The sequence below is a fragment of the Paraburkholderia podalyriae genome (assembly GCF_014397785.1).
Lineage (GTDB): Bacteria > Pseudomonadota > Gammaproteobacteria > Burkholderiales > Burkholderiaceae > Paraburkholderia > Paraburkholderia podalyriae.
Window position 1 is genome coordinate 169,331 of the sequence record NZ_VZQQ01000015.1, and the last position, 22,636, is coordinate 191,966.

The window sequence follows — 22,636 nt, forward strand, 5'->3', positions numbered from 1 at the left end:
CGGCCGAATTCGACCGCAAGACCCGGAGTGTTTTCCCGCCACCACACTCGTACACTAAGCTCATCGAGCCACTTTCACGGCGCGGGCAACGAGCCCGGCCGCCCCCGATCGACGATGAACGCAATCGCTCCGACCCAAACGATCCACCAACGCGTCGACGCACTCGACTGGCCGCGGATCGAACACGATCTCGATCAGTACGGTTGCGCGGCCGTGCCGCAACTGTTGACGTCGCGCGAATGCGACGCGCTGAGCGCGCTCTATGCACGCGACTCGCTGTATCGCAGCCGCATCGTGATGGCGCGCCATGGCTTCGGCCGCGGCGAATACAAGTACTTTGCGTATCCGCTGCCGCCGCTCGTCGGCGGCTTGCGCGGCGCACTGTATCCGCGCCTCGCGCCGATCGCGAACCGCTGGAACTTGGCAATGGGCATCGACGTGCGCTATCCGCCGAAGCACGCGGACTTCATTCGACGCTGCCACGACGCCGGCCAGGTGCGTCCGACGCCGCTGATCCTGCAATACGGCGAGGGCGATTACAACTGTCTGCATCAGGACCTGTACGGCGAACACGTGTTCCCGCTGCAGGTTGCGGTCTTGCTGTCGGAGCCGGGGCGCGACTTCACCGGCGGCGAGTTCGTGATGACCGAGCAGCGTCCGCGCATGCAGTCGCGCGCTGAAGTCGTGCCGCTCGCGAAGGGCGACGCGGTCGTGTTCACCGTGAACAGCCGGCCCGTGCAGGGCACGCGCGGACCGTATCGCGTGAATCTGCGGCATGGTGTGAGCCGCCTGCGCTCGGGGCATCGGCATACGATCGGCATCATCTTTCATGATGCGTTGTGAGGACCGCGGTCGGGGCAATGGCGCAACCCTGGCCGCCGTGAGACGATAACGGCCACGATTGCGGCGAGCCGCCGCCATTGTCGTCAGACCCGTCGCTTCGTCCCATGGAAAACCTGCTCAAGAAACTCGACCTCACTTCGCTGCGCCTGTTCGTCGCCGTATGCCAGGAGCGCAATATCGCGCGCGCGGCCGAGCGCGAGTTCATCGCGTCGTCGGCGGTGAGCCGGCGCATTGCCGAGCTCGAGGCGCTGATCGGCCTGCCGGTGATTCAGCGGCAGTCGCGCGGCATAACCGTGACGCCGGTCGGCGAAACCGTGCTGCGCTACGCGCTCGCGATCATCGGCAATATCGAGCAGATGAGCGCGGAGCTGTCGCGCTTTTCGGCGGGCGTTAAAGGGCGCGTGCGGGTGGTCGCGAATCTGTCGTCGATCGTGCAGTTTCTGCCTGAAGACGTGGCCGCGTTCGGCCGCGCGTTTCCGGATGTATCGATCGAACTCGAAGAAGAAAACAGCGCGGACGTGCTGCGTATCGTCGACGAACACGGCGCGGACTTCGGCATCTGCAATCCGGTCGCGGGCAGTGAGGCGTTCGAGCAGTTGCCGTACCGGCAGGACCGGCTCGCGGTGCTGGTGCCGGGCGGGCATCGGCTCGCCGGCGCGGCGCGCGTAGGTTTCGACGATCTGCTGCACGACAGCTTCGTCGGCTTGCGCAGCGAAAGCGCGCTCACGCGTCTGCTCGCGCAACAGGCGGCGAGCGCGGGCCGGCAGCTCGACGTGCGAATGCGCGTGAGCAGTCTCGATGCGCTGTGCCGGATGGTGCATGCGGGGCTCGGCATCGCGATCGTGCCCGAGCCAGCCGGACTGCTGTACCTGAACACGCTCGACGTGCGGCTGCTGCCGCTTGCCGATCCGTGGGCGGAGCGCCATCTGATCATCATCTTCAAGGCACGCGAGCAGTTGAGCGCGAGCGCGGCCGCGCTGGTGTCGTTCCTCGGCAATCAGCCTTAGACGGTCGCACATACACGCACGCCGCACCGCCGCGCAACCTCGAGCATTCGCGAAACGAGACGGCAGCGTTGTCGCACGGGCACTTCGGCATCGGCCTTGCGCGCCGTATAGTGAGCGCAAGGAGAATGCAGTGATGAGCGATACGATTCGTTTGGACGGCCGCGTGCTGTACCTGTCGCAGGACCCGGCCGTGATCGATGCGCAACTGGCCGGCGAAAATTTCACCCACGAGACGGCGGGGCCGTTGCGCGACAACGTGTCGACGGACGAGATCACGCCCGTCACCGTGATGCTCACCTACGACGAGCGTCTCGGCCAGTACCCGTACGTCGGCTTCAAGGCCGGCGAGCGTTTGCCGATCGGCCGCAATGCGGTGAAGGACGGCGGCTTTCGTGTGACTGTGGCGGGCAAGCGCTACGGCAAGGGCTCGTCGCGTGAATCGAGCCCGCTCGCGGAGTTGTCGGCGGGCATCCGGCTTATCGTTGCGGAGAGCTTCGAGCGTATCTATCAGCAAAACTGCGACAACATCGGCATTCTGACCACGACGGATTTTTCCGTGCTCGATCGACTGCTCGCAGGCGAAGCGGTGCCGATCGACGAATTCCTGAAGGGTCGCGACGCGCTCACGCAGCAGATCATCCGCAGCGGCGGGCTGCTCGCGTATAGCCGGTTCGCGGATTGGCCCGCGCCGGGCGAGCGCGCGAGCGATGCCGCAAACGACGCATCGGGCGCCGAGCCGAAAACGCTGGTCGAGAAAATCATCGACCGTCATCTGCGTCCGGGCACTGCAAGCGCGCAGCGCGGCGACGGCGTGTTCATCGCCGCCGACTGGCGCTTCAGCCACGACTATTTCACCGGCATGTGCGCGCATCTGATGCATCGCGCGTTCGGCATGCCCGCGCCGCTGCATGCGCCGGATCACATCATCGCGTTTCAGGACCATCTGGTGCTCGCGCCGCAGAGCATCCCGCACGTGCGCGACGGTCTGCTGCCCGGCGTCGCAAATCTGATGGCAGGTCACGCGTCGTTTTCGCGCGACTACCCGGTGCGCTCGCACGGCGCGCTCGACGGCGTGCCCGGCTCTGAGGGCATCTGTCATGCGTTGATGGCCGAGCAATACGCGCTGCCGGGGCAGGTCGCGTGCGGCACCGATTCGCACACCCCGCATGCGGGCGCGCTCGGCTGCCTCGCGTTCGGCGCGGGCGCGACCGACATCGCCAATAGCTGGGTCACGGGCTACGTGCGCTGCAAGGTGCCGCAGACGCTGCGCATCGAGATCGACGGCAAGTTGCGCGATGGCGTGACCGCGAAGGACGTCGTGCTGCATCTGTTGCGGATGGACGCAATCCGCTCGGGCGGCGCGATCGGCCTCGTGTTCGAATACGGCGGCGCGGCGGTGCGTGCGATGTCGATCGACGAACGCGCGACGCTGACCAACATGGTCGCGGAACTCGGCGGCTTCACCGGTATCGTCGAGCCGGACGAGCGCACGGTCGCGTTCCTGAAGGAGCGGCGCGGCGTCGATTTCGTGCTGGAAAGCTGGATGAAAAGCGACGCGGGCGCGATCTATCGCGACACGATCCATCTCGATGCGAACGAGATCGAACCGATGCTCGCGCGTCCGGGCGACCCCGGCAACGGCGTGCCAGCGCCTCAGCTTGACCAGGACGTCGCGATCGATATCGCGTATGGCGGCTCGTGCACGGCGGGCAAGCGCGAGGACTTCGATTTCTATCACGAGGTGCTGCGTTGGGGCGTCGAGCACGGGCTGCGTGTGCCAGAGCGCACGCGTCTGTTCCTGCAGTTCGGCACGATGGCGGTGCGCGCGTATTGCGAGGAGCAGGGCTATCTGCCGGTGTTCGAGCGCGCGGGCGTGACGCTTGTGATGCCCGGCTGCGGCTCGTGCGCGAACTGCGGGCCGGGACAATCGGCCAACGCCGGCGACGTGACGATCAGCGCGATCAATCGGAATTTCCCCGGCCGTTCGGGGCCGGGCGACGTGTGGCTCGCGAGTCCATACACGGTTGCGGCGAGCGCGCTGGCCGGAAAAATCACCACGTTCGAGCAATTGCAGCGCGTGCACGGCTAGAATGCAGGCCGGATTCCGGCTGAGGCATCGTGGTGCGTGCGACGCGCGACAGTACGCAAGGCCGGCATCGAACCGGCCGCGGCGAGCGATCAGCGTTGCCGTAAAAGCAGTCGCAACAGAAGGAGACAGGCAATATGGCATCCCCCGATCACGCGGGGTCCGTCGCGCGCAGCGGCGGCAACACGGCGCATTTCACCGAGGTGGCCAGCAGCACCGCCAGCAGCACCGCCGACCAGGCGTCGGGTCACGCATCGCTCGACGCCGGCAGTATTTCGGCGCGCCTCGACCGGTTGCCCGCCACGCGCTCGATCTGGAAGCTCGTGGCGCTGCTGAGCCTCGGCTTCTTCTTCGAACTTTACGACCTGCTGTACTCCGGCTACATCGCGCCGGGCCTCGTGAAAAGCGGCATGCTGAGCGCGACCACGCATGGCCTGTTCGGCTCGACGGGCGTCGCGAGTTTCATCGCCGCGCTGTTCAGCGGCCTGTTTATCGGCACGATCGCGTGCGGTTTCCTCGCGGATCGCTTCGGCCGGCGCGCGGTGTTCACCTATTCGCTGCTTTGGTACACCGCGGCAAAGCTCGCGGTTATTGAATATATACTTAGGATTCCACCCGTTTTTTTGGTCGAATCCAGATGGCACCCGTACGTCAATCAGCGCGCAAACTCGCGCCTTCCCATCCCCCTGGCAGAGTCTACAGCTACACGCGGTTCAGTTCGCTGAAGCAGGCAGCCGGCACGAGCGCCGAGCGTCAGGCAGAGTACGCCGCGAAGTGGGCGGCCTCGCATAGCCTCGAGCAGGACGAGTCGCTCACGATGCGCGACGAAGGCCTGAGCGCCTACCACCAGAAGCACATCAAGAAGGGCGCTCTCGGCGCGTTCCTCAAAGCCGTTGAGGGAGGCCGCATCCCTTGGGGCTCGGTTCTGATCGTCGAAAACTTCGACCGCCTTTCGCGCGCGAGCGCGCTGGATGCTCAGGCGCAGCTTGCCAGCATCGTCAATGCCGGGATTACGGTCGTCACCGCGACCGACAATCGCGAGTACAACGCAGACAGCCTGCGCGCCGACCCGATGAGCCTCATCTATAGCGTACTGTCGATGATTCGCGCGCACGAAGAAAGCGACCGCAAAAGCCAGCTTGTCGGGGACGCGTTCCGCAAGCGTGCCGAGCAGTGGATCGAAGGCAAGTTTCGCGGGCTGGTCGGTAGTCCCACGCAAGCCCCTTCGTGGGTGCGCTACATCGATAACCCGGACAAGCTCGCACGGTTCGAATTGATCCCGGAGAAAGCGGCAGCATGGCGGCGCGCGATAGAACTCTACCGGGCCGGATATGGCGGGCTCGGTACGGCGCAGCGGCTCGAAGAAGAAGGCCTGTCGGTCAGCGAGCGTTACCCGGTCGCCGCGATCAATCGCACTATCACTTCCCGCGCGCTGGTAGGCGACAAGGTGTTCACTACCGGTGGGCACCCAATCGGCCATGAAGGGACATTGGGGAATGTCTGGATGTGGACGCTCGAACGTCTCCTTCGCATTCGACAGCAGACACGACGTCGACGCATACGCTGAGGAGCGGTCGTAATGTGCCATCCGTAACCGACCGGCAGCGGCACGTCCGCGACGCCGATGTGCCGCCGTAGACGGGCGTCTGGGGAATTGGGCTGCCACTGCCGCTACCACGCGAAGGCGCAATAGAAGGGCAGGCCCGCAAGCAGGCGTGGGAAAGGCATGGACAACCGTAACGGACAGTCCGATGCTGGATCGCATTGCCGCATAATCAGCGATCCTTATGTCAAGCGTTTGGCCTGCGCCAATTAGAAAATCGACAATACCCTGCCGAATATTCGCCGCCTCAAAGAGGCCACAAACGGCCTTGTCTTAGCTCGACTCAGCATCTATCTTTAACTATTCGATTAATCTCTTTGCTCGTCCGTCAGACCGCCGCACAGAAAGGTAGCGCCTTTCGACGGCGGCAGGAGCGAGGCATCGCATCGATCGCACCGGAAGCGGCGACCGCATTTCCCGTACCACTCTGCTCGCTGGCCCGCCCCGGATGAGCTTCGCGTCAATCAATGGCACGTGGAACCTCCCTTCCTTCGAGAACCCGAAGACCGCGGGTGCCCGGGGCCGTCTGACCACGTCACCGACAAAAGGAGATATCAAATGCGCAAATCGCTTGTGGCTGCTTTGCTCTGTTTGAGCGTAACGTCACTCTCTTACGGTGGCGATGGCGACCGCTCCGACGGCCGGGAAAATGGCGAACGTGGAGAGCATCGCGTCCTGAAGGTCTTCGACGCTCAAGGAAAGAGTGTCGGGCCACTGGTCTCGGTCTCGAGCCCTCCCCGGACGGCCGGCGTCGTTCTCAACATTAACGGAGCCACCATTCTGGTACCGATTCAGCGGGCGTCCAACAGCGGTGGTCAGATTTCTGCCTCCCAGTATGAATGGGCTGGCGACTTCAACCCTGCTAAATATCCAACTTCGGACTGCAGTGGGGTTCCTGTTATTGATGACATATTCGCGAAATTGAGACCCTCCTCAGTCGTTAGACAGGGTGCTGACGCGACGGTATACGTGGCACCCGACACTTACTCAATGGACGTCACCTTGAGGTCGTCATTGGTTAACGGCGATTGCGTTTCATCTTCGCCCTTTCCCTTTAATGTACCAGGCTGGCAGGCGGAAAGCACCTACTCGCTCACGCAGAACAATCCGGAGCCGCTGACAATTCATTATTGATCGCTGTTGATAAAATTTGTGTCGGCAAGACTGCAAGTTCCCCGGGGCCGTCTGATCGCGTCGCCGATATAGGAGATGTGAAATGCTCAAATCGCTTGTGGCTGGTTTGCTCGCTTTAAGTGTAACGTCACTGTCATACGGTCACGATGGCAGCCGCGCCGATGGCCGGGAAACGGGCGAACGAGGTGACCATCGTGCCCTGAAGGTCTTCGACGCTCAAGGAAAGAGTGTCGGGCCACTGGTCGCCGCGGGCTCGGCGGCAGGCGTCGTTCTCGATGTTAACGGAGCCACCATTCTTGTACCGATTCGACGGGTATCCGACAGCGGTAGCCAGATTACTGCGTCCCAATATAAGTGGTCGGGCAAATTCTCCGATGACATCAGTTTTTATTCGAGTACTGACTGCAGTGGGCCCCCGTTAATCATTGGCGATATAACGGAGACATTGAGGCCCTCAGTAGTCGTTAGACAGGGTGTTGACGCAACGGTGTACATCGCGCCCGACACCTACTCAGCGGATATCACTGCCCTGACGTATCGGGCAGGGTCCCCGGCCCAATGCTACCCCAGGGTGCCCCCCTCCATCAGTGATAAAGGTTGGATTCCCGAAAGCGCCTACTCGCTCACGCAGAATTACCCTGAGCCGCTGACAATTCATGATTGAGCGCCCGTTCATAAAGCGCCTTGTGTCAGCTTGACTCAGCACCTATCGCTAACCATCTGGCACAGCCACTCTTTCGACTCGTACATCGGACTGGCGCGCCGGAAGGTAGCACTACTCGACGGCGGCAAGGAGCACGGACCTTAGGGCCGCCTACCCCGTCACCGCCAAGGGAGATTTCAAATGCGCAAATCGCTTGTGGCTGTTTTGCTCGCTTCGGGTATAACGTCATTGTCGTACGGAGGTGATGGCAACCGCTCCGACGGCCCGGAAGCCGGCAAACAAGGGGAACATCGCGTCCTGAAGGTCTTCGACGCAACAGGAAAGAATGTCGGGCCAGTGGTCACACTCGGTTTTTTCCCGGGCGTCGTTCTGCATGTTAGCGGAGCGACCATTCTTGTACCGATTTCGCGGCCGTTTGACAGCGGGGGCCAGTATCCTGCATCCCAGTATCAATGGGGGTGGTTGGCATCATCCCTTGGATATCCGACTACGGACTGCAGTGGCCCTCCGGTCGTTCCTGCGGGCGGCGATGCATCGGACATATTAAGGCCTTCGATAGTCGTGAGAGAGGGTGCTGACGCGACGGCGTACGTGGCGCCCGATACCCACACAACGGATGTCACTCTTCGGTCGTACGTAGCACACGGCAAGTGCGCGCCTGACACCAGTCGTCCCGACCGACTCCACATGGTAAAAGGCTGGTATGCCGAAAGCACCTACTCGCTCACGCAGAACTACCCGGAGCCGCTGACAATTCATTATTGAGCGACCCATTGTTTCGTCCAAGCGGCCAGCCTGGGGCGCTCCCTTTGGTCCCCATCAAGATGTCGCGGAGCACTTCCTAATAGCGCGAGGTTCTCGTGAAGAACGCGTAATCATGCGAATCCCGAACGCACAACTGACACGGCCGCCGGGAATGCCCGGGTTTGCTGCGCGGGTAGTCAACCACGCGAATGTCTGTTGTACATTGGAAGCGGCATTTGTCGTCTCGATGAGACGACGGGCCGAAGTGGGTCGGGATTTGCCTTTTGCATGAGAGCTGCGCAGGAGGAAACCCCCGCGTTCATTCATCGGGCGCTGGTCGGCCAGAAGTGGACTCTGCCCGTTCGAATCAACCTGCCAGGAAGCGGACGCCCTGTCAGCGGCCACTACACTGGAGCGTCGCGGCGCTTCGGCGACACCGCTTGCGCCAGACCCGCTGCTACTGCTGCTGCAGGGCGATGACGCCGTCGACGGTCCACACATTGCCCAGATGAAACTGCCGTCCCGGTCCCTGAGGCGCGGGGTGCACGCCGTGCCCTTGAAGCAACTGCCACTTACCCCACCCGGAGGCGGTCTGGTCCTCAGAGAGACCTAACTGAAGCACGAACCGCAGCGTCTGGTTGACGTTCATCATGTAGTTCGGGTTCAGCCTGCCAGGCGCATAGATCAGCACCGACTGGAAAAATTCGCCTGGCTGCGGCGCCACTTCACGCCGCCTGAAAGCGACCAGTTCGCACCATGGCGCTGACCGTGCGCCTGGTCCGTCACGCAGTCACGTCGTATCCACCGGCAAAGTGCGCGTCGTGATGACCAATTTACTCGACAGCGCACGCTATCCGGCCTGCCAGTTTGGCGATCTCTACCATCAGCGCTGGCGAATAGAAGAAGCGTACAAGCGTCTCAAGCACCGCTTGAACCTCGAGCATGTTTCGGGACTATCACAACGGGCGGTGGTACAAGATCTCGCCGCCAAAGTGCTGTGCGACAACCTTGCAGCCAGTGACCACGGACGCAAGCGCGTGGCGCGCCTGATGCGCCTTGCCGGTCTGTGCGGCGTAAGGCGGCGGCGCTGGCCCGCACCACGCGGCAGCACCCGGGTGCGCGGCGCGCGCCCGAACCGGTGCGCCGGCAATTCAGCGCCGAAGCACCCAACGTACGGTGGATGGCGGACGCCACCTATGTCCTGACTGGCGCAGGATTGCTTACGAAATAAGTTTAATCAAACGCGAAGATTTTCGCGTCCAGCGAACTGCTACATAACTCCTTGGAAAGAAGGCAGGACTGTCATGAAAAACGCGAAGCTTAATCCTAACAACGAAGGATCCGGCGCAATTTCGGCGAGGCATTTTTCGTTCCTATCCTATCTGTTCGCCGCCGTCTTTTTAGGTGCCTGGATGTCCGTCGCGTCCGGGCAGTCAGTTGGACAGCCTTTATCTCCAGAAGTCACCGACTTAGCTCCTGCCGCGACGGCATCTCCGATCAATACGTTGGCGGCCACGTCCGCGAACGTGTTGACCTATCATGGCGACACGAATCGTACTGGTTGGAATTCGAGCGAGACGACCCTTGCCCCTTCCAACGTCAGAGCCGGTTCGTTCGGCGTCGCGCATGCAATCAAGCTCGGCGACCCAGTGAACGACTGGGTCGACGCGCAGCCATTGGTTGTTTCAGCGTTGAGCGTAAACGGGACAACGCAGGATGTCGTATACGTCGCCACCGAAGCCAACAACATTTACGCCTACTCGGCTTCCACCGGCAAGCTGCTCCTCCAACGGAACCTCGGGACTCCGGTACCGCGATCGAGGCTTCCCGGCGGCTGTGGCAACAACGGCCCCACCGTGGGAATCAACTCCACGCCGGTGATCGATCTGGGCACCCACACGCTATATGTGGTCTCGTTCAAGCTGGTAGGCGGCACGCCGAGCTATTGGCTCCACGCTCTTGACATCACCACCTTGGCTGACAAAGCGGGTTCTCCGACCTCGGTCTCGGCTTCGCATACCCTGACGAACGGCACGACCCACCATTTCGCCGCACAGTTCAGCCGCCAGCGTGCCGGTATTCTTCTGGCGAACGGAAACGTCTACGCCGCTTTCGGCAGCTTTTGCGACATACGCGCCGATGAGTCGAGAGGCTGGTTGTTGGGATGGAAGGCGAGCACGCTGTCACCGCTGCCTGCGAATCAGTTGATGGACAAGCTGTCGACTTCACCCAACACCTTTTTTCTGTCATCCATCTGGATGTCCGGGTATGGCATTGCCGCAGGTCCGTCGGGGGTGCTGTACGCTGTCACCGGGAACTCAGACCCGTCTGGTACGACCTACGCTCCTCCAAACAACATCCAGGAAAGCGTGGTGAGGCTCTCTGCCGACTTGACCACCTTGCAGGACTATTTCACCCCTTCAGGTACTAATGGTGTCGCATCGCTAGATTCGAGGGACGACGATTTCGGTGCCGGTGGGGCCATGGTTATACCGGACATCCCTGGACAATCGGCTTCTACGCTCGTTGCCGGCGGAAAGCGCGGCCGTCTGTACCTCATCGACCGGGCCGCGATGGGTCACAACGACTCCGGCAGAGCGCGTTCCATCGCCGATTTCGGTTCCTGCTGGTGCGGCCCATCGTATTTTATGGGATCGGACGGCGTCCGCCGCGTTGTCAGCAGCGGCGGCAGAAGCATCAAACTATGGAAGGTTCCGGCAACGGCGACGCTGCAACTGGAAAAATCGTTTTCTAGCATCCAATCCGGCCAGGATGGTGGCTTTTTCACGACGATTTCATCGAACGGCACAACATCCGGGTCCGCGATCATCTGGGCCGTCGGTCGCCCCACCTCCACTACTGCGCCGGCCAACGTGACGCTATACGCCTTCGACGCCTCAGGTGGCACAACACCGATCTTCTCGTCCGTCGCCGGCTCCTGGCCTCACGGCGCCAACGCCAACATCGTGCCCACTGTCGCCAACGGCAAGGTCTTTGTGGCCAGCTTCGCAGCCCTGAACATCTTCGCTCCGGGCGGGACGCTCGCTCCGGTCGTAGTCCCGCCCCCGGCTACTCCGCCAGGACCTCTGCCCAGCCAAATCTACGGAATTGTCACTTCGGTAGGCACGTTGCAAATAACCATCCAACCTCAGACTGGAGCCCCTGTGCTCGTTGACACTTCGGCTGCCGAGCAGGCTCACCTGAGCGTTCCGCTCGTGGTCGGAAAGGCCGTCCACGTCTTCGGCCCATTCAGCAGTGGAGCGTGGCACGCGGAAACAATTCTTCGTGCCAAGGACGACCCTGAATCTTGGGTGCCCACGAACTGACGCCTTTGCCAATTCCAGTTTGTGCCGAAACCGATTGGCGCTAATGGAAGAACTGCTGCAATCGGTTTCAATCTGAACGAGGCAAAGACTGGTGGTCACCATTTACATAAGGGCTAGCCCTAGCTTCGCATGTGATGCCGGCTGCTGTCGACACCGGGCATGAAATTTCGCCGGGCCGCCGGCGCAACGCTGTTCCAACCGCTGTTTCAACCGAAGGAGAAAGCACGTATGCAATGGACGACTCCGAGCTACACCGACGTACGCCTCGGTTTTGAAATCGTGATGTATGTCGCTACGCGTTAAGCCCGCAACCGGGCCGCACGCCGCGGCCCCTTGCGGTTTCGGTTTGTGTTTGACCTCTGCTTCGAAAAGACATTTCGCAAGCACAAGCGCCCGGTGGGCAGGAGTTGGCGCATGGATGAAAGTTATATCAAGGTCAAAGGCCCGGGTTGAGTCGTAATCGCTGTCGGCCTCAACCCGCTCGATAAAACTGAATCCGCCGACGTGTGCTCAAAGATTTGGCGAAAATCCCAGATTGATATTGTCTCGCCGCGTGGCTATAACACTCGAGCATCCCGTCCCAGCACCACTCATCGTTGCCCGGCACAGATAAACGATGGGCTTCTCCAATCCTTCTTTTCATTGAAGGACCTGCTCTCCGCGTGGCAAGAAACCGCATTTTGGCCGTGGTGTGGTTGCCTGTCGTCGAGGACATTAACTCGTTTTCCTACGGAGAGATTCACCGAAGCGGCCAGGTGTTGATGGTGTTCATTATCTGGTGAAATCGAATCAACGTCGTTCTAATGATTAGGAAAACACAATGGATATCGAAATTGATGGAGTGCTTAAGGCGGCGAAGGTCAAGGCGTCTGCTTGCGCCATTGTATGTGTGCTCGGCTGGTCTACGTTAGGCCACGCGGCAACGTGGACAAAGCTGACGAATGCTGCACCCAGTGGAGTGGGGACCATGGTGCTGTTGACGGACGGCACAGTCATGGTGCAGGGAAATCCTTACGACACCTGGTTGCGCCTGAGCCCCTCCGCTACCGGAAGCTATGTGGACGGCACTTGGTCCGCTTTGGCGCCGATGAGCAAGGCGCGTCTGTATTTTGCGTTGAATGTGTTACCGAGCGGCAAGGTCTGGGTTCTTGGCGGCGAATATAGCGGCACCCCACTCCAGCAGAACATAACGAACACGGGCGAGTTGTACGATCCGCTGGCCAATACGTGGGCTCCCGTAACGGACTTTCCGGAGCAGTACTTTGGAGATGATCCTTCGATGTTGCTACCGAACGGGAAAATCCTCGCCGGGTCGATTTTCACAAACCAAACCTACCTTTACGATATCGCATCGAATTCGTGGTCGTTTGGGGGATCCAAGGTTTATCCAGATCGCAGCGACGAGGAGACCTGGGTCAAGATGGTCCGCGGTAAAGTACTTACCTACGACCTTTTCGAAAGCGTCGCGCAGAATGGTCAATATGCCGAGACCTACGATCCCACCACGCATACGTGGTCGAGCATCAGTCCGAGCGACGGCTCTGCACGCGGGACCATTCCAGCCCTGAGCAGCGCCGCAATCGGATACGAGCTTGGCCCGTTCCTGAAAATTCGTGGCAATGGAGTTCAGGGGCAGATCTTTGGTATCGGTGCGACCGGGCATACCGCTCTGTACTCACCCTCGACCAACACGTGGGCACCCGGCCCGGATGTCTTTGGTTCGCTTGCCGGCAAATCGGTTCTTTTTGGTTCTGACGATGCACCCGGCGCGGTGATACCGAGCGGCCATGTCGTCTTTGCTGCGGACGCCGGGCCCACAAGCGGTTTGTTCAGTCCTCCGACGCAACTGTTTGATTACGACCCAGTCGCAAATTCGATTACGCCTCTGTCGCCGAGCATTCCTGATTCTAACCTTGGCAGCATTGCGGCATTTATCACAAGGCTGCTGGTGTTGCCGAACGGCCAGATACTCTTCTCTGACTCGTCGCGCCAACTCTGGGTATACAGCCCGGATGGCGCTCCACAGCGATCATGGGTGCCCGTTTTTTCGAACGTCAAGTACAGCGGCGCAGGGGTTTTCACGTTGCACGGCGTCCGCATGAATGGCCAATCCGCGGGATCAAGCTACGGCGACGATGTTGAATCGGATGAAAACTACCCCATCGTTCGCCTCCAGGACGCGGCGGGCCACGTGTATTACGGAAGGACCACGAATTGGGCCAAGACAGGCGTCGGTCAGGGTGCGAACGAGGAGACGGTCGATTTCACTCTGAAGACAGGCATGGTACCCGGAAACTATTCGATTATCGTGAGCGGCGCGGGAATCTCATCCACGCCGCGGTGCGTCACGATCACGAGCGATCAGATCAAGGGAGTCGGTGGGGCATCAAACGCCGCCATTACGTGCCACGGTAACTGAGGGTTACACCCGAATCCGGGACGCCTGCGGCCTTCGCCCGCTGACCGCAGGCCGCTCCGGGCACGCGAGCTCGCCGATAATGCCGGATTGGGCAGCAGGTTGCCGACCAACCTTGGGCGAGCCGCCAAAAGTGACGTCTCCTGGGGCATAGTAATGACCGCTCCAGAACAAAAGCCGTCCACTACACGTCAGTGGGTCGACCGACGGCTCAGGGTCGCGTCAGTCCGCTCTTCAAATTCATCGCCGGAAAGCGGCCAGTGGAATTCCGCTTCCCGGAAGCGGCCAGTCGGCACTGCCTACTCCTGCGACCCACTGCGGACGTTGAACCTGCACAACCTTGACGGCAGTTTTCGAGGTGCAACGGCCATTCGATCGGTCACAGCGGAGAGCGGATGCTGGGCGAAAACTGACGCACGCCTCGCTTGCTCGCCGGTTAGCTCCGTCACTCCATGTGATCAGAGCTTCTCTGCGCGTGAGAGACAGTCACAGCTTGCACTTACTAACACGGCGCAGCCCGGGGGCGGATGTCAGCCGGGCGTCTTGGTCGGCCGACTGCTCACGTCGCAGTTTGGGAGTTAGCGTTCCGGGCGAGCTCACCATCCTCGATGCATAGGCCAGCACGCCATTGCCGTCGTGATTGGTCTGCGCATGCTAGCGCTGCGCATCGTAGATCGCGAGCTTCGTCTGGGTGACGGCCAGTTCGTTGCCGCTGGGGCGCCGCAAGCGCATTTCATCGGCGACCGGGTGCGTGTCGAAGTGCGATCCCCGACCAGCACCACCGCCCTCGACGATCTCGCGTGAGGTGTGTCCTTCGCCCTGCGAAGGTCGTCGTTGCAGGGTTCGTGGACGGCCCCCCAGTCGCTTTGGTCGGCATCGTCGTGACCGGGAAGACCCTCGCGTCTGAACTCGCGGCGCCTTTCAGGGCGATTTCTCGCAAGGCCATAAACGATCGCGACCGTGCTGGAGCGGCTCGCATTGCAATTAGCCTAGCCGTTTTCATTGCGCATGCAGCTTGCCGGTGTCGCTTCCCAGCGCACTGATCCATCTCCTGTGGCACGAACGGGTCAAGCAGGATGGGGGCAATCGCTGGCTTGTCCCGGCACCCAGCGGGCGATCACTAGCAGCGGCTAGGGGGTCATGGGTCGGTTAATGGCCCGGTTGCCAGCGCAGGACCGGGTGAGTCGCGCCGACCGGCATGACCCACGCGCCGGTCGGCCCAAAGTCCCAGCCGACGAAGCTGGCCGGATCGCTCATCTGCGCGGTGGTCAAGCCGTTCGAAGCCGGCAGATTGCCGCCGCTTTTTGCTTGTCCCGTCGTTTCGGTATTCCAGTAGACGTCGCTGCCGAGTCCTGTGCAGTATTCGCAGACCCCACCCACTGTCACAAGGTTGAACGCGGAGACGTTGCCTGACGCGAACGACTCTGTGATCGTCCCGGTGCTGCTGTTGACGAGGCCGCCGGACGAGCCGCGTGACTCGTTAGCGGCAACGTTGCCTGTCGCGTAGGACTGAGTGATAGTGCCTAGATTGCTATAGACGAGGCCGCCGCCGCCGGAGTCGGCCGTGACGTTGGCGCTGCTGCCGGAGCGCGCGATCGTTCCATAGTTGGTGCCGACGAGACCACCAAGCGTCGCGCCGGCGGTATTGCTTGCCGGCGCGATGTAACCCGAGGTGAACGTATTGATGATCAGGCCGTGATTGCTCATGGCGAGAATGCCGTCGGACCTGTAAGACGGCGCATAGGTGCCCGACTGTGCGTTCAGGACGTTCACGTCCCTGACCGCGCCGTTCGCGGCAATATCGCTAAACACAGCGTCCGTGTCGGGCCTGATGTTGGACACGTTGTGCCACATGCCGTCAAATTGACCGGTGAACGACAGCTTGCTGGCGAATCCGAGCGTCTTGAACGCGTAGCCGTCCGCGTCAATGTCGCGGCCCAGTGCATAGTTGCCGCTCATATCGCTCTCGATGTTCTGCAGATCCTGCGCCGTATTGACGATCTTGTAGCCGGTGGTCTGCGTGAGCAGCCCGCTATATTCTGGCGCGGCCCACGCACCGTTCGCGAGCATGGTGCCTGGCGTGAAGCTGCCGGTCATGTCATAGAACGCGCTCACCGTGCCAGTGCTTTGCGACCAGTCGATCATGCCGTTATTCGTGACGCTGCCGCCGTTGTTCACGCCGGCCGCGTCCGCGCGAAGCGTCAGCGCGCCGCCGCCCTGGTTGCTGAAGGTGACGCCCGGGCCGACCGATACGCTATGCGCCGCGTTCAGCGCGAGCGATGCGCCGCCTGTCCACTGAACGCTTTGATCCGCGTTGATGTCGCCGCTCCGGCCTGCCGCACCGGTGGTCGTCATTGAGATCGACGTACCGTCGTTCATGCTGCGCGCGAATGAGCGTCCCGCGCCGTTATCGAACGTGTAGGCGGGCAGCGTGACGTTCCATTGACCCGCGACGACCTTCGCGAAGTCCCCCCAGAACGTGAAGAGCCCCGTGTCCATATCGACCGTGCCGCCTTTGCCGTCCGCGTTCTTCGCGGCGATGTTGCCGGCGAGAATCACCTGTCCAAGGGGGCCCGTGACGAGCCACACATGCCCGTCGCGCACGGCGGTGCCGGTCGCACGCAGGACGTCGGCGTTGCCAGCGAGAGCATAGATGTTGCCGTCAACGGCTTGCAGGCTGACCTGCGCCGCTTCGACCGCGCCCGTGTTGACGATCGCGCCGCTGCTCGCTGTCTGCACGAACATCTGCTGCGAGCTGGAGGAGTCCTGCAACAGCACCTTGTTACCGACACCGATTTCGGCCGTGCCATTCGGCGCGCTGACGTTGCCGTAGTTGTCCACTTCCTTCGCGGCTATCAGCAGTACGTCGCCGTTCGTCGACCCGATATTGCCGAGATTGACTACGCGATGATCCGACTGGCCGGAAAACGTCAGCGCGCAGCCGTTCATGAACGACGCGTTGTCGGTGTCGAGCGTGGAGGCGACGAAACGGCCGCCCGTCGTGACGACACCTTGCGGCCCGATCAGCACGCCTTGCGGATTGATCAGGTAGACGCTGCCCGTTGCGTTGAGCTTGCCGAGCAGCATCGACGGCGTGCCGCCTGTCACGCGGTTCAGCGTCGCGCCGTCGCCGTTGTTGAAGATGACCGTGTTGCCCTGGCCGATAGAGAAGCGATTCCAGTCGATCACGCCGCGCGTCGAGCCCGGTTGCGTGATCACAAGATCGTTGCCCTGGCCGGCCATCGTGCCCGCGCCGGCGACGTAACGGCCGCCTTGTGGAAGGAGGCCCGCCGCGAGCGCCACGGGTGTCAGGGACAGTCCAGTCAGCGAAATGCCGATGGCCAGCAGGGAGCCTGCGTTTGAATGTTGCCGACGCTGTGCGCGTCGCACATTCCGAGGTAGGTTCTGTCGTGACATACCCTCTCCCGCGTCCACGCGAAATGGCTGCCGACGACCCGCAGAGTCGAGCGCAAATACGTTGGTCGCAGCGTCTGAAGAATAGCTCCTGGCCCCGCGCATGCACATGCCGATATCTCTGCGTTTTGCGCCTTGTTGTGTGTGCAGTTGGGGCCGCTTGTTGTGTGGCGGCATCTCCTAATGTGTCTAGGAAATCAATGTGAAAGCGCTACATGACGCGACTTGGTCTTCGCAGTCGCCCTCGACTGGACCTGTGGACAGCCGATAGCGATAGACAACAGCGGTATCCGTGTCCAAAGGCCAAGGACCGGTTGCAATGCGGAGCAGACGTTTGAACGCCCGTCCAACGGGAGGGGCGAACGACGCTTGATGGCCGGGTTGAGGCAGTGCCACCGGCAATTTGCTCGCCGGAAACCGGCCATTGAGCGGGGGCGGATGAGACCTTGCCTATTCAAATTGGATGGCGACCTCGACCGGCGGCTCGTGGCCGATTGGGTGCGGTCGTCAACGGCCGCTTGTTGGCACCCCAGTTCGCAAAACCTGAATTGGCTGACTGACCGGTTTGGAAAAAGTTATCTGACCGGAGTGGGTCGACTTGCGGCGGTGGTCGTCGGCCCGGGTGCTGGCACGATGCAGTTGTCTTGACGTCGATGTAGGCGAGCTTGACACAGGCGAATGCCTGCGGGCCGATCAGTACCTCGGTGCAGCCGGCGTAGGCGCAGAAGTGCTCGAAGTCGTCCATCGCGGTATGGCCGCGTTCGTTCGGTTCGAGCGGCACGGCTTCGAGCAGGTTTTCGAGTAGCTGAACGGGTTTCTGGTAGCACATGGCGCGGCCCTCCGGGAATTCGATACTCACGACGAGCATCAACGGTTCCTGCATGAACGCCGCGACGCGGCGCTAACCTTAGAATCTCGCAAACCGAAGCCAGGCAGCGGATTGACGATGGTCTGACTCTTATATATACAATAATCACTACCAACCTCGTGATGGCGTTCCAGCAAACCGCGACGGGCCTCAATTTCTGGCGCTTCGTCGCGGGTGTCGGCATCGGCGTCGAGCTGGTGACGATCGGCACCTACATCTCCGAACTGGTGCCCAAGCAGATCCGCGGGCGCGCGTTCGCGTGCGAGCAGGCGGTCGGCTTCACGGCCGTGCCGGTGGTTGCGTTTCTGTCGTTTCTGCTGGTGCCGCGCACGCTGTTCGGCCTGGACGGCTGGCGCTGGGTCGTGCTGATCGGCGCGCATGGCGCGCTATTCGTCTGGTGGATTCGTCGCGCCTTGCCGGAAAGCCCGCGTTGGCTCGCGCAGCAAGGGCGTCTTGCCGAAGCCGATCGTGTGATGAATGCGCTGGAGGCAAAGGTGCGCCACGAATACGGCCGCGAGTTGCCGCCACCGGCACCGCCCGCGCCGGTCGCACCGCGCGGCAGCTTCCGTGACATGTGGGTGCCGCCGTACCGCCGCCGCACGCTGATGATGACGATCTTCAACGTGTTCCAGACGGTCGGTTTCTACGGCTTCGCGAACTGGGTGCCGACGCTGCTGATCAAGCAGGGCATCACGATCACGACGAGCCTGATGTATGCGAGCGTGATCGCGTTGGCCGCGCCGCTCGGTCCGATCATCGGGCTCTTTATCGGCGATCGCTTCGAGCGCAAGACGGTGATCGTCGTGATGGCCGGCGTCAATATCGTATGCGGGCTGTGGTTCAGCCAGGCATCGGGCGCGGTGCTGCTCGTCAGTCTCGGGGTCTGCCTGACGCTGGCCGGCAACATCATTTCGTACAGTTATCACGCGTATCAGACCGAGCTGTTTCCGACCAGCATCCGGGCGCGCGCGGTCGGCTTCGTCTACTCATGGAGCCGTTTTTCCGCGATTTTCACGGCCTTTCTGATCGCGGCCGTGTTGCGCTACTTCGGGACGACCGGCGTGTTCGTGTTCATCGCGGGCGCGATGCTGATCGTGATGCTGTCGATTGGCTTGATGGGGCCGAAGACGAAAGGGCTCGAACTTGAGAAGATTTCTTCATAGCGACGGCCGGCCTTCGAGCCAGCCGTCGCCATGTGCCGCATTGGCATATGCGATCAATGGAATGCACGGTCAGGGCGTCGAGCTTCCCGCAAACTGCGATCCGGGACCGCTTCAGGTCCCGACAGGACGGATCGACAGCGCGTTCTTGACCGAAACTACGCCAGGTACCCCTTTCGCCACCTCGGTTGCCCGGTCGCTTTGTGCCTGAAGCGGTACGCTGCCCTGCAGCGTGACAGCACCATCGCGGGCGCGAACTGTGATATTGGCCGTTGAGATGTTCCTGTCTTTCACCAGCGCATTTCGAACCTGACGCTGTAGCGCCCGGTTCGCTGCTTTCATTGACTTGTAATGCGATCGGGCTTCGGGCGTCGTGGTCGGGGCAGACGCAGGGGCGTTAGCGTTGCTCGCCTGCGCATAGGCGTGAATCGAACCCGAAATCAGAAGGGCGGTACCGACCAGTCTGACGGCGTGGATTGCTTTCATGCATCTTCTCCTGTCGTTGCAGATCGTTGGGCTACAGATTCAGGGATGTCACACACGCCCCCACAATATTTCTGAGGCGGATCAAATGGCACTATAGGACAATAAAGGGTTAGGTCAAGCAACAATGCAAATCGGGCAATTGGACGGACAACCGACGATATTAGAGTATTTCAGATTACGATGGTGCTCTAATTCCGTGAATAGCATTGCAAATCAAAACTACCGATTAGTTTTTTTCCGCCTTTTAACCTTCGCCATGCACAAAACGCCGTCTGATAAAGACGCTGTGGCACCGTCCATGGTGAAGTAGGCCATTCGTCCGTGCTCGCAGCCGCGCGTTGGCCGCCACGATCAGAACAACTGCTTCTGCCCCGACGTCAGCGTCGTGAAATCGTCGCGCAGCAAAGGCAGAATCGCGTCGGCCACCGGCTGCAATTGCCGCGTCAAATAATGCTCGTAGTCGATCGCCGAACGCAGCGTTTCGAGCGGCTCGGGGCCGGCCACCGTCATCACGTAGCTGATCCAGCCACCGTTCTGATATTGCAGCGGACGTCCCTGCTGGCGATTGAACTCATCGGCGACGCGTGCCGCGCGCACATGCGGTGGCACGTTGCGCTCGTAAGCGTCGATCGGTCTGCGCAACCGCTTGCGATAGACCAGCTGATCGTCGAGCCGGCCCGCGAGCGTATCGCGCACATAGTCGCGCACGTAATCCTGATACGGCTGCTGCTTGAAAATGCGCCGATACAGTTCCTGCTGAAACTGCTGCGCAAGCGGCGTCCAATCCGTGCGCACGGTTTCGAGCCCTTTGTAGACCACGTCCTCGCGGCCGTCCGGCAATACCGTAAGGCCTGCGTAGCGTTTCTTGCTGCCTTCCTCGGCACCCCGTACCGTCGGCATGAAAAAGCGTCGGTAGTGCCGCTCGAATTGCAGCTCCAACGCACTGTCGATGCGAAAGCGCGCCTGCAGCTTCTGCCGCCATGCCGCGTTGATCTGTTCGACGAGCGCGCGGCCGATGCGCGCGGCGTCTTCCTCGTCATGCGCGTGCTTGAGCCAGACGAAGGTCGAGTCGGTGTCGCCGTAAATCACTTCGTAGCCTTGCGCCTCGATCAGCTCGCGCGTCGTGTGCATGATCTCGTGGCCGCGCATCGTGATCGACGACGCGAGTCGCGGATCGAAGAAGCGGCAGCCGGTCGAGCCGAGCACGCCATAGAACGCGTTCATGATGATCTTCAGCGCCTGCGACAGCGGCTTGTTGTGCTCGCGCTTGGCCGCTTCCCGTGCCTGCCACACCTGAGCGACGATCGACGGTAAGCAGTGACGCGTGCGCGAAAAACGTGCGCCGACGAAGCCGGGCACCGAGTGTGCGTCGTCGGGATGCAGCATGCCTTCGACGAGACCGAGCGGGTCGATCAGAAACGTGCGGATGATCGACGGATACAGGCTCTTGTAGTCGAGCACGAGCACCGAGTCGTAGAGGCCGGGCCGCGAATCCATCACGAAGCCGCCGGGGCTCGCGGCGCCGGCCACGTCGCCGAGATTCGGCGCGACATAGCCCTGCCGATGCATGCGCGGCATGTACAGATGCGTGAACGCCGCGACCGAGCCGCCGCTGCGATCGGCGGGCAGGCCGGTCACGGTCGCGCGTTCGAGTAGGAACGGCAGCAACTCGGTCTTCGCGAAGATGCGCGTGACGAGCTCACAGTCTTTCAGGTTATAGCGCGCGAGCGCGGGCTTGTCTTCGTCGAAGCGGCGTTGGATTTCGTCCATGCGCTGGTAGGGATTGTCGATCGCCTTGCCAACGCCCAGCACCGAGCGCGACACGTATTCGAGGCTGAACGACGGGAAGCTCCACGTCGCCGAACGCAATGCCTCGATGCCGTCGATGACCCAACGACCCGCGACGCCCGCAAAGAAGTGATTGCGCGTGACGTCGTGTTCGCGCCACTCCATCACCGCGCCGCCGCGGCCGATGCGCAGCGGCACGCGATACTGCTCGGCATGCTGTTGCAGAACCTTCAGATCGAACTGCACGAGGTTCCAGCCGATGATCGCATCGGGATCGTGCCGCTCCATCCACTCGATCAGCTTCTCGAGTAGCTGCGCGCGGGTTGCGCAGTATTCGAGCTTGAAGTCGAGGGCGCCTGCGTCGGTCAGGTTGCCATTGGGCGGCCCGAGCATATGCACCTGGCGCTCGCCGCAGCCTTCGAGCGCGATCGAATACAGCTCGGCGTGCGCGCTCGTTTCGATGTCGAGCGACACGAGCTTCAACGGCGGACGATATTGGTTGGCCGGTTTGAGTTCGGCATCGAGCCACGGGCCATCGAGCCCCGGGCCATCGAGCCCCGGGCCGTCGAGCCCCGGGCCATTCTGCCGCGGCTCGCCGCTGAACCACACCGGCGCGGTGATGAAGCGCTCCATCATGTAGCGCTCGGGCGGCTGGATATCGGCTTCGTAGACATCGACACCGCCTTCCCTAACAGGCTGCGGAAATACCTCGCGCTGAAGTCATCGCGACGGATAGCAAAAGCGTTGATGTAAGGACCTCACCCGCCCCCTGGAGATCATGCGCGGCACCGACACGTTCACCGAGAGTCTGTTTTCCGTGCGCAAGCTGGACGATTTCGTTCCGACCTCGCATCCGCTGCGCTCGATTCGCGTCATGGCGAACGAGGCGCTGGCTAAGATGGATCGGGTGTTTGCCGGGATGTACGAGGCCGACATCAAGGGAGGTCGGCCGAGCATCGCGCCGGAGAAGCTGCTTCGGGCGATGCTGCTGCAGGTGCTGTACAGCATCCGGTCTGAACGCCAGCTCATGGAGCAAACGCAATACAACCTGCTGTTTCGGTGGTTTATTGGTCTGTCGATGGACGATTCGGTCTGGG

The 22,636-nt window shown here is 61.6% G+C and carries 17 protein-coding genes and 3 pseudogenes; 14 read left to right on the forward strand and 6 right to left on the reverse strand.

Annotated elements, in window-relative coordinates; all coding sequences use genetic code 11:
• The first annotated feature begins 114 nt into the window (after positions 1-114).
• From F6X42_RS19720 to F6X42_RS19750, 7 genes and pseudogenes are all read left to right on the forward strand, one after another.
• Entirely contained in the window at positions 115-843 is a 729-nt protein-coding gene (locus F6X42_RS19720) for a 2OG-Fe(II) oxygenase (protein WP_187635826.1), read from the forward strand.
• Positions 844-947: 104 nt separating this feature from the next.
• Entirely contained in the window at positions 948-1,850 is a 903-nt protein-coding gene (locus F6X42_RS19725; protein WP_187635827.1) for a LysR family transcriptional regulator, read from the forward strand.
• 133 nt (positions 1,851-1,983) lie between these two features.
• Positions 1,984-3,939 (forward strand): aconitase family protein, encoded by a 1,956-nt coding sequence (locus tag F6X42_RS19730; protein WP_187635828.1) that lies wholly within the window; start codon positions 1,984-1,986, stop codon positions 3,937-3,939.
• Positions 3,940-4,073: 134 nt separating this feature from the next.
• Positions 4,074-4,526: pseudogene (locus F6X42_RS19735) on the forward strand (MFS transporter); the annotation flags it as partial.
• Between the two features lie 47 nt (positions 4,527-4,573).
• A complete protein-coding gene (locus F6X42_RS19740; protein ID WP_187635829.1) occupies positions 4,574-5,503 on the forward strand; it encodes a recombinase family protein in 930 nt (309 codons plus the stop codon).
• A 594-nt stretch (positions 5,504-6,097) separates the two neighbouring features.
• On the forward strand, positions 6,098-6,673 hold the full coding sequence (locus F6X42_RS19745) for a hypothetical protein (protein WP_187635830.1): 576 nt from the start codon (positions 6,098-6,100) through the stop codon (positions 6,671-6,673).
• A gap of 82 nt (positions 6,674-6,755) precedes the next feature.
• A complete protein-coding gene (locus F6X42_RS19750) occupies positions 6,756-7,337 on the forward strand; it encodes a hypothetical protein (RefSeq protein WP_187635831.1) in 582 nt (193 codons plus the stop codon).
• Between the two features lie 1,201 nt (positions 7,338-8,538).
• On the opposite strand, the gene F6X42_RS19755 is transcribed toward F6X42_RS19750, so the two are convergent.
• Positions 8,539-8,805, reverse strand: coding sequence for a hypothetical protein (locus tag F6X42_RS19755; protein WP_027196908.1), 267 nt, complete (start codon positions 8,803-8,805; stop codon positions 8,539-8,541).
• Positions 8,806-8,905: 100 nt separating this feature from the next.
• Here F6X42_RS19755 and F6X42_RS45925 point away from each other — a divergent pair, with 100 nt between their 5' ends.
• The 5 genes and pseudogenes from F6X42_RS45925 (at position 8,906) to F6X42_RS19780 (ending at position 13,826) form a co-directional block, all read left to right on the forward strand.
• Positions 8,906-9,286: a transposase gene (locus F6X42_RS45925; protein ID WP_376776382.1), complete on the forward strand. Its 381-nt coding sequence runs from the start codon at positions 8,906-8,908 to the stop codon at positions 9,284-9,286.
• A gap of 99 nt (positions 9,287-9,385) precedes the next feature.
• On the forward strand, positions 9,386-11,407 hold the full coding sequence (locus F6X42_RS19765; protein WP_187635832.1) for a hypothetical protein: 2,022 nt from the start codon (positions 9,386-9,388) through the stop codon (positions 11,405-11,407).
• A gap of 228 nt (positions 11,408-11,635) precedes the next feature.
• Complete coding sequence (gene pqqA / locus F6X42_RS19770) at positions 11,636-11,710, forward strand: pyrroloquinoline quinone precursor peptide PqqA (protein ID WP_113062024.1); 75 nt, start codon at positions 11,636-11,638, stop codon at positions 11,708-11,710.
• A 60-nt stretch (positions 11,711-11,770) separates the two neighbouring features.
• Positions 11,771-11,851: pseudogene (locus F6X42_RS19775) on the forward strand (IS6 family transposase); the annotation flags it as partial.
• Positions 11,852-12,227: 376 nt separating this feature from the next.
• Entirely contained in the window at positions 12,228-13,826 is a 1,599-nt protein-coding gene (locus tag F6X42_RS19780) for a Kelch repeat-containing protein (RefSeq protein ID WP_187635833.1), read from the forward strand.
• A 651-nt stretch (positions 13,827-14,477) separates the two neighbouring features.
• Here F6X42_RS19780 and F6X42_RS45930 read toward each other — a convergent pair.
• The 3 genes from F6X42_RS45930 to F6X42_RS44100 all read right to left on the reverse strand — a co-directional run bounded on the left by F6X42_RS45930 (position 14,478) and on the right by F6X42_RS44100 (position 18,105).
• Positions 14,478-14,555: a hypothetical protein gene (locus F6X42_RS45930; protein WP_376776384.1), complete on the reverse strand. Its 78-nt coding sequence runs from the start codon at positions 14,553-14,555 to the stop codon at positions 14,478-14,480.
• Between the two features lie 417 nt (positions 14,556-14,972).
• Positions 14,973-17,240: a two-partner secretion domain-containing protein gene (locus F6X42_RS19790; RefSeq protein WP_187635835.1), complete on the reverse strand. Its 2,268-nt coding sequence runs from the start codon at positions 17,238-17,240 to the stop codon at positions 14,973-14,975.
• Between the two features lie 451 nt (positions 17,241-17,691).
• Positions 17,692-18,105, reverse strand: a complete 414-nt coding sequence (locus tag F6X42_RS44100) for a hypothetical protein (protein ID WP_246530147.1) — start codon at positions 18,103-18,105, stop codon at positions 17,692-17,694.
• Positions 18,106-18,176: 71 nt separating this feature from the next.
• Between F6X42_RS44100 and F6X42_RS19800 the strand changes: the two genes are divergently transcribed.
• Positions 18,177-19,268: an MFS transporter gene (locus tag F6X42_RS19800; protein WP_376776385.1), complete on the forward strand. Its 1,092-nt coding sequence runs from the start codon at positions 18,177-18,179 to the stop codon at positions 19,266-19,268.
• A gap of 111 nt (positions 19,269-19,379) precedes the next feature.
• On the opposite strand, the gene F6X42_RS19805 is transcribed toward F6X42_RS19800, so the two are convergent.
• The gene (locus tag F6X42_RS19805; protein WP_187635836.1) at positions 19,380-19,751 is read right to left on the reverse strand and encodes a BON domain-containing protein; all 372 of its coding nucleotides are present in this window, start codon (positions 19,749-19,751) and stop codon (positions 19,380-19,382) included.
• Positions 19,752-20,102: 351 nt separating this feature from the next.
• A pseudogene (locus F6X42_RS19810) lies at positions 20,103-22,226 on the reverse strand (DNA polymerase II); the annotation flags it as partial.
• Positions 22,227-22,317: 91 nt separating this feature from the next.
• Here F6X42_RS19810 and F6X42_RS19815 point away from each other — a divergent pair.
• Positions 22,318-22,636: transposase (locus F6X42_RS19815; RefSeq protein WP_187635837.1), on the forward strand; the 319-nt coding region annotated here is incomplete at its 3' end.

What these genes read in the sequence shown, in the direction of transcription:
- F6X42_RS19720 (WP_187635826.1), top strand. Translation starts at nt 115, where the DNA reads ATGAACGCAATCGCTCCGACCCAAACGATCCACCAACGCGTCGACGCA.
- F6X42_RS19725 (WP_187635827.1), top strand. Translation starts at nt 948, where the DNA reads ATGGAAAACCTGCTCAAGAAACTCGACCTCACTTCGCTGCGCCTGTTC.
- F6X42_RS19730 (WP_187635828.1), top strand. Translation starts at nt 1,984, where the DNA reads ATGAGCGATACGATTCGTTTGGACGGCCGCGTGCTGTACCTGTCGCAG.
- F6X42_RS19740 (WP_187635829.1), top strand. Translation starts at nt 4,574, where the DNA reads ATGGCACCCGTACGTCAATCAGCGCGCAAACTCGCGCCTTCCCATCCC.
- F6X42_RS19745 (WP_187635830.1), top strand. Translation starts at nt 6,098, where the DNA reads ATGCGCAAATCGCTTGTGGCTGCTTTGCTCTGTTTGAGCGTAACGTCA.
- F6X42_RS19750 (WP_187635831.1), top strand. Translation starts at nt 6,756, where the DNA reads ATGCTCAAATCGCTTGTGGCTGGTTTGCTCGCTTTAAGTGTAACGTCA.
- F6X42_RS45925 (WP_376776382.1), top strand. Translation starts at nt 8,906, where the DNA reads ATGACCAATTTACTCGACAGCGCACGCTATCCGGCCTGCCAGTTTGGC.
- F6X42_RS19765 (WP_187635832.1), top strand. Translation starts at nt 9,386, where the DNA reads ATGAAAAACGCGAAGCTTAATCCTAACAACGAAGGATCCGGCGCAATT.
- F6X42_RS19780 (WP_187635833.1), top strand. Translation starts at nt 12,228, where the DNA reads ATGGATATCGAAATTGATGGAGTGCTTAAGGCGGCGAAGGTCAAGGCG.
- F6X42_RS45930 (WP_376776384.1), bottom strand. Translation starts at nt 14,555, where the DNA reads ATGCGCTTGCGGCGCCCCAGCGGCAACGAACTGGCCGTCACCCAGACG.
- F6X42_RS19790 (WP_187635835.1), bottom strand. Translation starts at nt 17,240, where the DNA reads ATGTCACGACAGAACCTACCTCGGAATGTGCGACGCGCACAGCGTCGG.
- F6X42_RS44100 (WP_246530147.1), bottom strand. Translation starts at nt 18,105, where the DNA reads ATGCTCGTCGTGAGTATCGAATTCCCGGAGGGCCGCGCCATGTGCTAC.
- F6X42_RS19805 (WP_187635836.1), bottom strand. Translation starts at nt 19,751, where the DNA reads ATGAAAGCAATCCACGCCGTCAGACTGGTCGGTACCGCCCTTCTGATT.